Origin of the sequence: Kitasatospora sp. MAA19 (assembly GCF_029894125.1) — a bacterium.
In the GTDB taxonomy this organism is placed as follows: domain Bacteria; phylum Actinomycetota; class Actinomycetes; order Streptomycetales; family Streptomycetaceae; genus Kitasatospora.
This window is the reverse complement of the sequence record NZ_JARXYZ010000005.1, coordinates 212,451-226,883: the sequence shown is the minus strand read 5'-3', so window position 1 is coordinate 226,883 and position 14,433 is coordinate 212,451. Positions and strand designations below refer to the sequence as shown.

Here is a 14,433-nt window from a genome sequence, read left to right as displayed (position 1 = left end):
TGACGGACCAACTGCGATGAGCCACAGACAAATCGTCCGCCCGGTAATACGCTGAATCCGTGGCTGACGATGTGGGGGGCTTGCCGTACCCCGACGGCGCCGACCACGGTGGTGCGGACGACGAGTTCGCCACCGTGGTCTTCGATGAGGCCTTCGTCCGATCCGCCGCCGTGCACGAGCCGACGGCCAAGGAGCGGCAGCTCGCCGCCGCCGAGGCCAGGTTCGAGCCGGACACCGCGGGCCCGGGCTGGGGCTATGACGTCACACCCGGGGACGGGCTGCCGCTGGAGCTGCGCCCGTACCCGAGCGGACTCGACGACGACCGCCTCTACCCGGATCCCTGGTCGGGCCCCGGCCGGGCGACCGGCCGCCCCGGTCGGCGCCGGGGCCGGCGCAGCTACGACCCGGTGCCCGGGCGCGGGCGGTACGTGGCCCAGCAGCGCTGGCACCGGCCGGTGGCGTGGGTGCTGGCCGTGATCATGGGCGTGAGCCTGGTGGCGGTCGCGGTCGCGGCGATCTACCAGGGCGTGGGCGGCTCCGCCGGCGCGCCCCGGCGCCCGGAGTCCGGCAGCAGCAGCCCCGGGACCGACCCGAGGCCCGCGCCGGCCGAGCCTTCGCTCGTGGTCACCGCACCCGCGGGGTGACGTCGTAGGGGTGGTGCGCGCCGGGGCGGGCGGTCGCCGGGCGTTCCCGGGAATCTGTGTGAACACCCTCGTGGCGGGGCGCGGATGCGCCTTACCCTGGTGTCATGGGTGACCCGCGAGAGCCTCCTGAGGGTGCGCCCGACGGTGGTTCCGGCAACGAGGACGAATACCGGTCCGTCGTGTTCGACGAATCGTTCGTCCGGGCTGCCCGGATCCAGGAGCTGTCCGCCCGGGAGCGGCTGGCCGGGTCCTTCGGCCGGGCCACCCGCCCGCGGGTGCGGCTCGGCCCGCTGGGCACCGTGCCGCGGCAGGCGCTCGCCCTGCTGCTGCTCATCCTGCTGGCCTTCGGGGCCGCGGTGTACTTCGGCGTCCGCTCGCCGACCGGGATGTCGGCCCGGCCCGAGGGCAGTCAACTGACCGTCAGCCTGGTCGCGTTGAGCCCGGCCTCGGCGGTCAGGGCGGTGGCCGACCCGGCGGATCCGTTCGCCGCGCTGCCGACCGGGTACAGCGACGGGGCGATCGGACTGGGCACCCCGACCGGGGCCGCCACCGAGCACTTCAGCCGGGTCGAGGTCACCAAGGCGCTCGATACCGTCCAGCGCTACCTGGTCGCCTCCTCGCTGACCCCGGCCACCCTCGTCCAGGGCGCCACCGCCGACGTCCGGGCCTTCGTCACCCCCGGTGAGCAGGCCCAGTTCGACGCCAGCGTGACCCAGCCCGTCGACGACCGGCACCACGCGCTGACCGGCTGGCTGGTCCGCTTCGACCCGGCGCGGGTCGCGCTGGCCGCCGACACCGTGAAGGTGACCGGCGCGATGCGGATCGACGAGGCGGACACCGGCACGCTGCAGATCACCACCGACCACACCTTCGTCTACGCGCTGAAGCCCGCCGGCGCCCCGGCCGGCGCTCCGGTCACCCTGGAGACCGTCCGGCGGCAGCTGACCTTCCAGTTCGACCGGGTCGACCTCGCCTCGGCGCAGCTGCGGCTGGTGGACTCGGTGATCCAGGCCGGTCCGGAGCCCTGCACCACCTCGATGGCCGGGTTCCTCCAGCCGGTGCTGGCCACCCCGCAGGGCACCCAGGTCGCGCCCCCGTCGCCGATCGACCCGGGCAACCACGCGCAGCCGGCGTGGCAGGTGTGCGGAGTGCTGGCGGGGAGCTGAGGGGCGCCTCGCCGGGATTCCCGGAGCCCGGCCGGAGCCTCGGGGGAGACGGAGGACGGCCCGGGCGTCCGACCGGACGCCCGGGCCGTCGTCGGCGTGCAGGTGCGGCGGATCAGCCGTCGCTGCGGTCGGTTCGGTCGTCGCGGTTCGACGGGCCGCTGCGCGCGGCGCCCGTGAAGGTGTCGCGGAGCTTGCCGCCGACGGTCGCCGCGCCGCCGGCCACGTCCCGGATCAGGCCCATCAGCGGGTCCTTGCTCTCCTTCACCGAGGTCGTGTAGTGGTCGGCGGCGGCCTTCCACTGCTCGCCGACCGAGGTGTCCGGGTCGTCCGAGCGGCGCGGGTAGGCGCCGGCCAGGATCGAGCGGTACTCGTCGCTCTCCGCCCACTTCTTCAGCTGGGCCACCCGCACCACCGCGAACGGGTGGCTCTGCGGCAGCAGCTGGAGCAGCTTGAGCACGCCGTCGCGCAGGTCGCCGGCCTTCTCGTACTCCTCGGCCTGCTCCAGGAAGGCGTCGACGTTCAGCTCGGCCAGGTTGTGCCCGCCGGCCAGCTTCATCAGGGCGCGCATGGACGCCTGGACGTCCTGCCCGGCGAGCAGGCCGGCCCGGTCGCTGGACAGCTCCGCCTTGCGGAACCACTCCTTGAGCGCGGTGACGATCGCCATGATCGCCAGGTTGCCGAGCGGCACCCAGGCGACCCGGGTGGCGATGTTGGTGAGGATCATCAGCATCGTCCGGTAGACCGCGTGGCCGGACATCGCGTGGCCGACCTCGTGGCCGATGACCGAGCGCAGCTCCTCCTCGTCGAGCAGGTCGACCAGGCCGCTGGTGATCACGATGATCGGGGTGTCGATGCCGATGCAGTACGCGTTGACCGTCGGGTCCTGGGTGACGTACAGGTCCGGGACCTGCTCCAGGTCGAGCACGTAGGCGGCGTCGCGCACCATGTCGTTCAGCTCGGGGAACTGGCGCTCGGAGGTCTTCACGGCGGTGGCCAGGAACATCAGTCGGATCGCGCGCTCGGACACCAGGCCGGCGAGCTTCTTCAGGACCTCGTCGAAGCCGGTCAGCTTGCGCAGGGCGACCAGCGCGGAACGGTCGGCGGGGTGTTCCCAGGCGCGGGTGGAGATGTCGGGGAAGCGCTGGCGCCGACGGCTCGGGGTCTTCGCGATCGGGTCGGTCATGGTCTGACGTACCTCCTGGTCGACGGCGGCCCCGGCTCGGCGGCCGGCCCCCGCTGGTCTTCGCCTGCAACGACTGTTCTGGCAACGTCCGTGGTTGCGTACTCGTCCCCGCGGCCAGCGTACGCGCGGGTCGGGCCACGCCGCAGGGGCCGGTGGGCGGCGCCGGCGTGAGGCCGGTTTACCCTGAATGCCCTGGAGAACCGAGACCGGACCCGGCCGCGGTACCGAGCAGTTCGAGGAGCCCCGCAGATGTCCACCGACACGCTTGTCAGCCTGGCCGCACCCATTTCGAACGAGGCCGGTCCGGGCCTGTTCCTGCGGATCATCGTGGTCGCGTCGTTCGTCGGCGTCGGCCTGCTGGTGTGGATCATGGCGCGGGCCTTCCGCGGCAACTGAGCCCCGCCGCCCCGCTTCGGCTCACGCGCGGTCAGCGGCGGTGGGCCGCCGAGCGGTTGCCTGGCGACCCCCCGTACGATGACGGGTGGGCCTTCACCGGCCCGGAAGAACCCCAGGTCCGTTCACCCGAGCCGAGAAGGTCCCGCCGACCATGAACACTGCCGCCGCACTTCCCGTCCTGAACCTGCTCGCCGAGGGCGAGGGGGGCAACCACGAGAGCCTGAACCCGTACCTGACGGGCGGCGCCGCGCTGTTCATCCTGGTGCTCCTGCTCTTCGTGACCACCCGCTTCAACCGGGACCGCTGAACGGGCCCATGGCGCTGCTCGGGGAGCGTCCGGCACACCGGCCGGCCGCTCCCTCACGCGTCTCCGGACAACCCTCACCCGGGCGTTCCCGCACCGTAACGGGCGTCGCGTAAGGTGTGGCGGCATGGGAGAGCAGGCCGGGAATCCCGGCGGACCGGAACCGGTGAAGAAGCGCCTCGGGGTGATGGGCGGGACCTTCGACCCGATTCACCACGGCCACCTGGTCGCCGCCAGCGAGGTGGCGAGCGCGTTCCACCTGGACGAGGTGATCTTCGTGCCGACCGGGCAGCCGTGGCAGAAGAGCGACCGCCAGGTCACCCCGGCCGAGGACCGCTACCTGATGACGGTCATCGCCACCGCGGAGAACCCGCAGTTCTCGGTCAGCCGGATCGACATCGACCGCGAGGGCCCGACGTACACCGTCGACACCCTGCGCGACCTGCGGGCCCAGCACCCGGACGCCGACCTCTTCTTCATCACCGGCGCCGACGCCCTCGCCCAGATCCTGTCCTGGCGCGACTCCGACGAGCTCTTCTCGCTCGCCCACTTCATCGGATGCACCCGCCCGGGGCACACTCTGTCGGACGCCGGGCTTCCGGTGGGCGGGGTGTCCCTGGTGGAGGTCCCGGCGCTGGCCATCTCCTCCACGGACTGCCGCAACCGGGTCGCCAAGGGCGAACCGGTCTGGTACCTCGTCCCGGACGGCGTGGTCCGCTACATCGACAAGCGGGCGCTGTACGCGCCGCACCGGACCTGATCAGGAGCGGGCGTGACTGAACGACGCGGCGGACAGCAACAGCCGGAAGACTGGTCCACCGGGCAGTACCAGCAGCCGTACCAGGGCTACCAACAGCAGCCCGAGCAGCTCCCGCAGCAGCAGTACGACCAGTACGGGCAGCCGGTCTACACCCAGGACCCGTACGGCGGTTACCAGGAGCAGCAGTACCAGCAGCAGCCGTACCAGGGGTACCAGCAGCCGGGGCAGCCCGGGCAGCTTCCGCAGCAGCAGTACGACCAGTACGGGCAGCCCGTGCAGGCGTACCAGCAGCAGGGAGGTTACGGCTACCAGGAGCAGACGTACGGCTACGAGGGCTACCAGCAGCAGCCGTACCCGGCCGCTCCGGCGGTGGCCGAGCCCGAACCGCAGCTGGGGTCCGGGGTCGTGCCCGCCGCGCCCGGGGCGCCCGTCGCTCCGGCCGTGCCGCGCCCGCGCGTGCCCCGGCCCGCCGCCGAGGCGGCGCCGGCCAAGCCCGAGCCGCCGTCCGAACGTGTCGGCGGGGCCCGGGCCGGCAAGGCCGGCGGCAAGGGGCCCACGGGCGACTACCCGACGGACGAGTTCACCTTCGTCGACGAGGAGGCGGAGGAGTCCGAGGACGTCATCGACTGGCTGAAGTTCGCCGAGTCCCGCAGCGAGGTGCGCGCCGAGCGCCGCCGCAAGCTGCGCAACCGGCTGATCGGCCTCGGCGTGGTGGTGGCGCTCGCGGCGGCCGGCACCGGCGGCTACCTCTGGTTCACCGGCGACAAGCAGACCGCGGCGAGCGCGGCCGGTCCGCGCCAGGTCAACGTGGTGCACCTGCGCGACCTGCAGGGCAAGGTCTCCAGCGCGCTGCTGGTCAACGACTCCGCCGGGAGGAAGGGCACCGTGCTGCTGCTGCCCGACGCCCTGCGGCTGCCCGGTCCCGGCGACCCGCCGGTCACCACCGTCGGGCAGGCCATGGACAGCATCGGCGCCTCCGCGACCCGCGACGGCCTGTCCACCGTGCTCGGCGCCCCGGTGGCCGGCACCTGGCGGCTGGACACCCCGTACCTGGAGATGCTGGTCTCCCAGCTCGGCGGTGTCCGGGTGGACACCAACGCCGAGACCCACGAGGGCGGCAAGCCGGACGGCAAGCTGCTGTCGGCGGCGGGCAAGAACACCCTGCTCAACGGGAAGGCCGCGGTCGCGTACGCCACGCTGCAGGCGGCCGGCGAGAACCGGGACGCCCAACTGGCCCGGTTCGGACAGGTGATGGACGCGGTGGTGCGCACCATGCCGACCGAGTTCAAGGACGCCAAGGACGACGTGCACCGGATGAACGCGGTGCTCGACCCCTCGCTGCCCGAGGACGCCCTCGCCGGGGTGCTCGCCCAGCTCGCCCAGCAGGCGAAGGACGGCCATCTCGGCACCACGGCGCTGACCGTCAAGCCCGACGGCGGTCTGGACGAGGCCACGGCGGGCAAGCAGGTCAAGGACGTGCTGGGCGGCACCGTGAAGTCCGCGTCCTCCGGCGACGCCCCGGCCCGGGTCTCGCTCCAGGACGCCACCGGCAACGACCAGGCGGTGGCCGCCGCGCAGGTCCAGATCACCAACGCGGGCCTGACCTTCATCCCCGGCGGATCCAAGACCGCCGCGCAGGCCACCAGTGAGATCCGCTACACCGACGACGCCCGGCAGGCCGCGGCGAAGTCGCTGGCGATCAGCCTCGGCCTGCCGGATACGGCGGCGAAGAAGGTCGGCGACGCCCAGAACGCGGACCTGGTGGTCGTGCTCGGCAAGGACTACCAGCCGCCGAAGAACCAGTAGGCCGCGTCCTTCGGCCCGGGCGGGCGGCCCGGGCCGGCGACCCTTCGGCCCGGGCGGGCGACCCTCCGGCCCGGGCGGCCCCGAAAATGCGTTCCGGGGCCGCCCGGGCGGCGTGAGATCCTGGAAGGCGACCCCCGGCCAGTGCCGGGAGTCGCCCAAAGCCGCCGAGCCGGAAGAACACCGTGACCGTCACCGACCACAGCCAGCAGCTCATCACCGTCGCCGCGCAGGCGGCGGCCGACAAGCTCGCGCACAACATCATCGCCTTCGACGTCAGCGAGGTGCTGTCGATCACCGACGCCTTCCTGATCGCCTCCGCGAACAACGACCGCCAGGTCCGGTCGATCGCCGAGGAGATCGAGGACCAGCTGCGCGAGCAGCTGGACATCAAGCCGGTGCGCCGCGAGGGCGAGCGCGACGGCCGCTGGATCCTGCTCGACTACCTGGACATCGTCGTGCACGTCCAGCACGCCGAGGAGCGCTCCTTCTACTCGCTGGACCGCCTCTGGAAGGACTGCCCCGAGCTGCCGCTGCCCGAGGACGCCCTGGCCTCGCGCAACCGGCCCGACGCGTACACCGACGAGGCCGGCAACGCCGTCGCCCCGGCCGACGACTTCGGCAAGCCCGAGGAGCTGCACTGAGCCGGGACGCACGGGGGTCGCGCATCGTCTTCTGGCGACACGGCCAGACCTCCTGGAACCTGGAGTCCCGCTTCCAGGGCACCACCGACATCGAACTGACCGACCAGGGCGTCCTGCAGGCCCAGCGGGCGGCCCGGCTGCTCTCCGGCCTGCGCCCCGACCTGCTGATCTCCTCCGACCTCACGCGGGCCAGGCACACCGCCGAGGAGCTGGCCAAGGTCACCGGCCTCGACGTGCAGCACCACGAGGGCCTGCGGGAGACCTACGCGGGCTCCTGGCAGGGCCTGACCAACGCCGAGATCCGCTCCCGCTACCCGGAGGAGTACGCGGCCTGGGCGGCCGGCGAGCCGGTGCGGCGCGGCGGCGGCGAACTGGCCACCGAGGTCGCCGACCGCTCGGTGCCGGTGGTGCTGGAGGCCGTCGACAAGCTGCCGGAGGAGGGGACGCTGGTGGTGGTCAGCCACGGCGGCACCATCCGCACCATGCTCGGGCGGCTGCTGGACCTGGAATCGGCCCAGTGGGAGTGCTTCGGCGGGCTGTCCAACTGCTGCTGGTCGGTGCTCGGGCAGGGGGCGCGCGGCTGGCGCCTGCTGGAGCACAACGCGGGCACGCTCCCGCAGCCGGTCATCGGCGACGACACCTGAGCGACTGAGCGACGGGCGCGTCGCGGGGCGGGGCGGAGGGGGCCCGAACGGGCGGATTTCGCAGTTCCGGGCCTGACCAGCTAGAGTCTTCCTCGTTCGCACGGAGGAAACGCGGCCCGGAAGGGAAGCGGGAAATCCGGTGAGTGCGGGGCTGTAGCTCAGTTGGTAGAGCGCTTGCATGGCATGCAAGAGGTCCGGGGTTCAATTCCCCGTAGCTCCACTCCGCACCAGCGGTCCTGGTTCGCCAGGGTCGCGCGTGTCGCGGGGCTGTAGCTCAGTTGGTAGAGCGCTTGCATGGCATGCAAGAGGTCCGGGGTTCAATTCCCCGTAGCTCCACAACAGTCGAGAGGCCGCCACCCACCGGGTGGCGGCCTCTCGCGTTGCCGGGCCCCGCTGGCCGGCCGGGTCTTGAGGGCCGGCCGAGCCCTTGCGGATGGGCCGGGTGCTACGGGTGGCAGGTGTGCGCCCAGCCGCCCGGCGCGGCGGGCAGCCGCTGATCTCCGGGCGGGTGCTGAGCGCCCCCGGGGCTGCGGCCGGCGGCGGTCGGCCTGTTCGCGGTCAACGCCGTCGCCGTTCTGCTCGGCGCGGGCTTCGCCGCCCGTACCCGGCGGTCGGCGGGGTAGGGCCGGGCTCGGCCGGGCGGGGCCCGGGTCGGGGTGGGCTGGGTCCGGGTCGGGGTGGGCCGGGTCCGGCCGCGCAGGGCCCGGGTTGGGGTGGGTTGGGTCCGGCCGGGCCGCATCGGGGGAAGCGGGTTCGCGGACCTCGGGGAACGGATTCGTGGAGCACCCCCGGGACCGTGTAAAGTAGTCGATGTCGCCGAGGGAAACCGGACGGAAACGGTCGAAAGCCCCCGGTGACATCGCAGGTCAAGGGGCTGTAGCTCAGTTGGTAGAGCGCTTGCATGGCATGCAAGAGGTCCGGGGTTCAATTCCCCGTAGCTCCACAGCAGTCGAGGGCCGCCTCCCGAAAAGGGAGGCGGCCCTTCGGCGTTCTGGTCATGCCACCGGCGGGAGAGCCGGAAAGACCGCTACCGTCGTGCCATGGCCGATCTGGAGCGAAGGCGGAACGAGGAACTGGCCCGGATACTGCACCAGCTCGGCTGGAGTCCGGAACGGCTCGCCCGCGAGGTGAGCCTCGCCCTGCCGCCGGGCCTGGCCATCAGCTCCACCGCCCCCTACAAGTGGCGCGACCGTGGCATGGTGCCGCGCAGCCCGCACGACCAGACGGTCTGCGAAGTGCTCAGCCGCACCCTCGGCATCGCCGTCACCTACGAGCAGCTCTGGGGCCGGATGGGCGGCCACCGCGGCGCCAAGATCCTCTCGCCCCGGCTGCTCACCGACCCGTGGACCGCCGACACCGCCCAGACCGCGCTGCGCGAGGCCGCCACCGACGCCGGGCCCGTCCGCCTCACCGACCTCTTCCGCGGCACCGACCTCGACCAGGCCGCCGAACGGCTCGCCTCCCCGCCGCCGCCCGTCGGAGGCGGGGAGGGCGCACTGCGCGTCGACCCCAGCCTCGTCGGCGACCTCGGCCTGTCCTACCGCAGCAAGCAGCGGCTCGAACGCTCCTGCGGCGGCGGCCTCGTCCTCGGCCCCACCCGGGCCGAACTCGCCATGCTGGCCAAGCTGTTGGAGCTCGGCGCATACGACGAGCGGATCGGCCGCGAGCTGTACGGCACGGCCAGCCGGCTCGCCCGGCTGGCCGGCTGGGCCGCGTACGACCTCGGCCACGACGCGGCCGCCCAGCGGGCGTTCGTCGCCGCCCTGCGGGCCGCCCACGTCAGTGGCGACGCCCGGCTCGGCGTCGCCGTGCTCGGCGCCCTGGTGGTGCTCGCCACCCAAGGCACCGGCGGGCGCGGCCTGGACGCCGTCTCCGCGCTCAACACGGCCCTGGTGACGCACGGCGCCGTCCTGAGCCCCGCCGCCCGGGCCCGGCAACTCGGCCGGATCGCCCGCGCGCACGGCCGCCGAGGCGAGGCCGAGCAGGCCGAGGCCGCCGCCGCCCGGGCCTTCGCCGAACTCGACGGCGTGCCCGGCACGGCCGAGGCCCGCGCCGAACTCGCCGGGATGGTGGGGGAGGGGCGCCTGGCGCTCGGCCAGCACCGGCTGGCCAAGGCGCTGCTGGCCGAGGCCGTCGCCGGCCTGGGGGCGGGCCGGGCGCGGTCCAAGGCGCTGCTGATGGTCCGCCTCGCCGAGACCCACCGGCGCCTCGGCGACCAGCGGGAGGCGGCCCGCACCGCGGCGCTCGCCCGGGCGCTCGCGGCGGGCATGCAGTCCGAGCGGCTGGCCCGGGCGCTGCGCGACTTCGACGCGGCGACGCGGGCGGCGGCGTCACCGGCGTCACCGGCGTCATCGGCGGGGCGGTGAGGCGGCGGGGCGGAGGGGTCGGGTAGGGCGGTGGGGCGGTGCGGGGCGGGCGCGGCTGGTGCCGTCCGGCCCCGGCGGACACCCGGGAGCGCGTTGACCTGCTTGCGGTACCCTGAGCCCATGCGAACCGTGCGCCTGCTCCTTAGCCGGCCGCGCTGACCAGGACCGGCTGCGCCCTCGGGCGGTGCCGGAGTCGGCGTGGCGTCCCCTCCTGCGAGGGGATTTTTTGTTTTCCGCCCCCGTTCACGGGCCGGCCGTGTGCGCGGTTCGCCAACTGACATCGATGGAGCTTGAAGGACCATGAGCGAGACGACCCCTGCGTCCGGCACGGCCGAGACCGCGACCGAGCCGTTCCGGTACAGCGCCGCGCTGGCGGCGGAGATCGAGTCCCGCTGGCAGGACATCTGGGAGAAGGAGGGCACGTTCAACGCCCCCAACCCCGCCGGTGCCCTGGCCGACCCGGCGGCCGGCGACGTCGCCGCGAAGCCGCACAGCTTCATCATGGACATGTTCCCGTACCCCTCGGGCGCGGGCCTGCACGTCGGCCACCCGCTGGGCTACATCGCCACCGACGTCTACGCGCGCTACCAGCGGATGACCGGCCACAACGTGCTGCACACGCTGGGCTACGACGCGTTCGGCCTGCCCGCCGAGCAGTACGCGGTGCAGACCGGCACCCACCCGCGGGTCTCCACCGAGGCCAACATCGCCAACATGCGCCAGCAGCTGCGCCGGCTGGGCCTGGGCCACGACCCGCGCCGCTCGATCTCCACGATCGACCCGGACTACTACCGCTGGACCCAGTGGATCTTCCTGCAGATCTTCAACTCCTGGTACGACGAGGCCGCCGGCAAGGCCCGCCCGATCGCCGAGCTGATCGCCCGGTTCGAGTCCGGCGCGCGGCCGACCCCCGACGGGCGCCCGTGGGCCGACCTGTCCGCCGCCGAGCGCGACGAGCTGCTGGGCGAGTACCGGCTGGCCTACGCCAAGGAGGTGCCGGTCAACTGGTGCCCCGGCCTGGGCACCGTACTGGCCAACGAGGAGGTCACCGCGGACGGCCGCTCCGAGCGCGGCAACTTCCCGGTGTTCAAGTCCAACCTGCGCCAGTGGATGATGCGCATCACCGCGTACTCCGACCGTCTGATCGCCGACCTGGACCTGCTGGACTGGCCCGAGGCCATCAAGCTGCAGCAGCGCAACTGGATCGGGCGCTCCGAGGGTGCCCGGGTCGACTTCGCGGTCGGCTCCGATGAGAAGATCACCGTCTTCACCACCCGGCCCGACACCCTGTTCGGCGCCACCTACATGGTGCTGGCCCCCGAGCACGGCCTGGTCGACTCGATCGCCCCCGCCGCCTGGCCCGAGGGCGTGCCCGCCGAGTGGACCGGCGGCGCCGCCACCCCCGCCGAGGCCATCGCCGCCTACCGCGCCGCGGCCGCCGCCAAGTCGGACGTCGAGCGGCAGGTCGAGGCCAAGGTCAAGACCGGCGTCTTCACCGGCGCCTACGCCGTGAACCCGGTCAGCGGCGCGTCCGTCCCGGTGTTCATCGCCGACTACGTACTGATGGGCTACGGCACCGGCGCCATCATGGCCGTCCCCGCCCACGACCACCGCGACTTCGCCTTCGCCCGCGCCTTCGCGCTGCCGATGCGCTGCGTCGTCGCGCCCACGGACGGGCGCGGCGAGGACCCGGCCGCCTGGGACGACGCGTTCGACACCTACGACTCCGTCATCGTCAACTCCTCCCGGGACGGCCTGACGCTGGACGGCCTGAGCGTCGTCGACGCCAAGGCCCGCGTGACGGCGTGGCTGGCCGAGCGCGGCATCGGCGAGGGCACCGTCAACTACCGCCTGCGGGACTGGCTGTTCAGCCGCCAGCGGTACTGGGGCGAGCCCTTCCCGATCGTCTACGACGAGGACGGCGTCATGCACGCGCTGCCCGAGTCGATGCTGCCGGTCGAGGTCCCCGAGGTCGACGACTACTCGCCGCACACCTACGACCCGTACGACTCCACCTCCTCGCCCAAGACCCCGCTGTCGCGCAACGAGGACTGGGTCACCGTCGAGCTGGACCTGGGCGACGGCGTGCGCACCTACCGCCGCGAGACCAACACCATGCCCAACTGGGCGGGTTCGTGCTGGTACGAGCTGCGCTACGTCGACCCGTCGAATTCCTCGGCGGTCGTCGACCCGGCCAACGAGAAGTACTGGCTGGGCCCGACGGAGACCAAGCCGGCCGGCGGCGCCGACCTGTACGTCGGCGGTGCCGAGCACGCCGTGCTGCACCTGCTGTACGCGCGCTTCTGGCACAAGGTGCTGCACGACCTGGGCCACGTCTCGTCCGTTGAGCCGTTCCACAAGCTGTTCAACCAGGGCATGATCACCGCCGACGTCTACCGTGACGAGCGCGGCTTCCCGGTGCCCGCCGCCGAGGTCGAGGAGCGCGGCGGCGCGTACTTCTGGCAGGGCGAAGCGGTCAAGCGCGAGGCCGGCAAGATGGGCAAGTCCCTGAAGAACGCCGTCGCCCCCGACGACATCGCCGACGAGTACGGCGCCGACACGCTGCGCCTGTACGAGATGTCCATGGGCCCGCTGGACGTCTCCCGCCCGTGGGACACCCGTGCCGTCGTGGGCTCGTACCGCTTCCTGCAGCGGCTGTGGCGCAACATCGTCTCGGAGGCCACCGGCGACCTGGTCGTCACTGACGAGGAGCCGGACGAGGCGACGCTGCGCGCCCTGCACAAGGCGATCGACGGCATCCGGGGCGACATGGCCGGGCTGCGGTTCAACACGGCCGTCGCCAAGGCGATCGAGCTGAACAACTACCTGGTCAAGCGCGGTTCGACGCCGCGCGCCGTGGCCGAGCAGCTGGTCCTGATCGTCGCGCCGCTGGCCCCGCACATCGCCGAGGAGCTGTGGCGCCGGCTGGGCCACGGCGAGTCGCTGGCGCACACCGACTACCCGGTCGCCGACCCGGCGTACGTGGTGGACGAGGCGGTAACCTGCGTGGTGCAGATCAAGGGCAAGGTGAAGGCCCGGCTGGAGGTCGCGCCGACGATCTCGGACGCCGAGCTGGAGGCGTTGGCGCTGGCCGACCCGGCGGTCGTCGCGGCGATCGGTGACGCGCCGGTGCGCAAGGTGATCGCGCGGGCGCCGAAGCTGGTGAACATCGTCACCGGCTGAGGTCGGTTGACTGAGGGCTGATGGCTGAGGTCGGTGGACTGAGGTCTGCTGGCCGGGGCCCGTTGGTTGAGGTCTGCTGGCCGGGGCCCGTTGACTGTGGGCTGTGGTGCGCGGCCGGTCGACTGGGGCTGACGGGGCGGGCGTCCTTCGGGGCGCCCGCCCTTCGTCGTGCCCGGGATGGCTGGTGTCGGTTGTGCCAGGGCGGGTCGGGTCCGGTGGTGCCCAGGGGCTCGTGGACCCTCGGGGAGATCCCCGATCTGTCCCTGATCTCCGCCGCCCGGGCCCGTTCGGACCGCCCCGGGTCCGATCCGGCGGCTACCGTGGAACCCTCGGCAGTACGGCCCGCGTTGGGTCCGGTGGGGGCCGAAACGGTGGCGGAAGGTGGCTCGCGATGGACGCGTTCGGCGTGATGATCGGCCTGGTCCTGCTCTTCGGGATCGCGGTGCTCGTGCTGGCCGTGGTCGGCACGGTCAAGGCGGCGAAGGCCGTCGCCGCGAAGATCGAGCGGCACGAGGCCAACGCTCGGCGCGTCGTGGAGAACGCCACCCTCAAGGCGAAGACCTTCACCAAGGTCGGACCGCCCGGGCAGATCGCCGCCGTCCGGCTCGGTCTGCGCACCTCACTCGACGGCACCCGGCAGGTCCTGGAGAGCGGCCTTCCCCAGGACGGTCAGCTCGGCGAGGCCCTCGCCCTGCTGACCAGGCTCGATACGCATGCCGCCGAGCTCGACGGCGAACTGCGGATGTTGGAGCGGGAGCCGGACACCGCGCGGATCGCGGCCAAGCTGCCGGAGCTGCGCGAGCGTGCCGAGCGGATCACCCACTCGGCGGAGACCATGCGCTGGGCCGCGCAGGACCGGATGCACCGGTTCGCGGACGACGAGCTGAGCCGGCTCAGCCAGGAGTGCGAGAGCGAGGCGGGGGCGCTGCGGCACTGGGACACTTCGGCGGGGTCCTCCGCTTCGTCCTCCTCGTCCGCTGCCTCCTCTTCTTCCTCCTCCTCTTCCTCGTCTTCGCCGGGTGCGGAGGCGTCCTCCGGGGGCGCCGCGCGGGCCGGGTTGACGGACGGGAAGGGGCGTCCGAGTGCCGAGGAACTCCTCGGACTCGCGGACCCGCTGGCCAAGCTGGCGCAGCGGTTGCGGAAGCCGTCGGCGGGGCCCACGGCGGGCTGAGCCTGCTCGCGTCGTCTTCTCGCGTCGTCTCCTCGCGTCGCCTGCTCGCCGCGAACTTGCCGCGCGCTCGACCGACTGCTTGGCGGTGCGGAGACACTTTGGTGGGGCTTCGGCGGCGCCTTTCGGGGCCCGTGGGCGGGCGCTGTCCTCACGGACGAACGGGGAGTAA

The 14,433-nt window shown here is 72.9% G+C and carries 12 protein-coding genes and 3 tRNA genes; 14 read left to right on the top strand and 1 reads right to left on the bottom strand.

Going from position 1 to position 14,433, the window contains the following annotated elements; all coding sequences use genetic code 11:
* The first annotated feature begins 59 nt into the window (after positions 1 to 59).
* The gene (locus P3T27_RS11300) at positions 60 to 644 is read left to right on the top strand and encodes a hypothetical protein (RefSeq protein ID WP_280677073.1); all 585 of its coding nucleotides are present in this window, start codon (positions 60 to 62) and stop codon (positions 642 to 644) included.
* Positions 645 to 748: 104 nt separating this feature from the next.
* Positions 749 to 1,810, top strand: coding sequence for a hypothetical protein (locus P3T27_RS11295; protein ID WP_280677071.1), 1,062 nt, complete (start codon positions 749 to 751; stop codon positions 1,808 to 1,810).
* Between the two features lie 112 nt (positions 1,811 to 1,922).
* Here P3T27_RS11295 and P3T27_RS11290 read toward each other — a convergent pair whose 3' ends face one another.
* Positions 1,923 to 2,993 (bottom strand): M48 family metallopeptidase, encoded by a 1,071-nt coding sequence (locus tag P3T27_RS11290; protein WP_280677069.1) that lies wholly within the window; start codon positions 2,991 to 2,993, stop codon positions 1,923 to 1,925.
* A 249-nt stretch (positions 2,994 to 3,242) separates the two neighbouring features.
* Here P3T27_RS11290 and P3T27_RS11285 point away from each other — a divergent pair, with 249 nt between their 5' ends.
* From P3T27_RS11285 to P3T27_RS11230, 12 genes are all read left to right on the top strand, one after another.
* Positions 3,243 to 3,389: a hypothetical protein gene (locus P3T27_RS11285; RefSeq protein ID WP_280677066.1), complete on the top strand. Its 147-nt coding sequence runs from the start codon at positions 3,243 to 3,245 to the stop codon at positions 3,387 to 3,389.
* 151 nt (positions 3,390 to 3,540) lie between these two features.
* Positions 3,541 to 3,696, top strand: a complete 156-nt coding sequence (locus P3T27_RS11280; RefSeq protein ID WP_280677064.1) for a hypothetical protein — start codon at positions 3,541 to 3,543, stop codon at positions 3,694 to 3,696.
* A gap of 124 nt (positions 3,697 to 3,820) precedes the next feature.
* The gene (nadD, locus tag P3T27_RS11275) at positions 3,821 to 4,453 is read left to right on the top strand and encodes a nicotinate-nucleotide adenylyltransferase (protein WP_280677062.1); all 633 of its coding nucleotides are present in this window, start codon (positions 3,821 to 3,823) and stop codon (positions 4,451 to 4,453) included.
* Between the two features lie 12 nt (positions 4,454 to 4,465).
* Positions 4,466 to 6,259, top strand: a complete 1,794-nt coding sequence (locus P3T27_RS11270) for an LCP family protein (RefSeq protein WP_280677060.1) — start codon at positions 4,466 to 4,468, stop codon at positions 6,257 to 6,259.
* A gap of 182 nt (positions 6,260 to 6,441) precedes the next feature.
* On the top strand, positions 6,442 to 6,900 hold the full coding sequence (gene rsfS / locus P3T27_RS11265) for a ribosome silencing factor (RefSeq protein ID WP_280677058.1): 459 nt from the start codon (positions 6,442 to 6,444) through the stop codon (positions 6,898 to 6,900).
* Positions 6,897 to 7,544, top strand: coding sequence for a histidine phosphatase family protein (locus P3T27_RS11260; RefSeq protein WP_280677236.1), 648 nt, complete (start codon positions 6,897 to 6,899; stop codon positions 7,542 to 7,544). The genes rsfS and P3T27_RS11260 overlap by 4 nt, the downstream gene beginning before the upstream one ends.
* 147 nt (positions 7,545 to 7,691) lie before the next feature.
* Positions 7,692 to 7,764 (top strand) — tRNA-Ala (locus tag P3T27_RS11255).
* Positions 7,765 to 7,807: 43 nt separating this feature from the next.
* A tRNA-Ala gene (locus P3T27_RS11250) sits at positions 7,808 to 7,880 on the top strand.
* A 534-nt stretch (positions 7,881 to 8,414) separates the two neighbouring features.
* Positions 8,415 to 8,487: transfer RNA gene (locus P3T27_RS11245), tRNA-Ala, on the top strand.
* 97 nt (positions 8,488 to 8,584) lie between these two features.
* Positions 8,585 to 9,910 carry a hypothetical protein gene (locus tag P3T27_RS11240; RefSeq protein WP_280677056.1) on the top strand — a complete coding sequence of 442 codons (1,326 nt, stop codon included), beginning with the start codon at positions 8,585 to 8,587 and terminating at the stop codon, positions 9,908 to 9,910.
* Positions 9,911 to 10,210: 300 nt separating this feature from the next.
* A complete protein-coding gene (gene leuS, locus P3T27_RS11235; RefSeq protein WP_280677054.1) occupies positions 10,211 to 13,093 on the top strand; it encodes a leucine--tRNA ligase in 2,883 nt (960 codons plus the stop codon).
* Positions 13,094 to 13,484: 391 nt separating this feature from the next.
* Entirely contained in the window at positions 13,485 to 14,264 is a 780-nt protein-coding gene (locus P3T27_RS11230; protein WP_280677052.1) for a hypothetical protein, read from the top strand.
* Positions 14,265 to 14,433 lie beyond the last annotated feature (169 nt).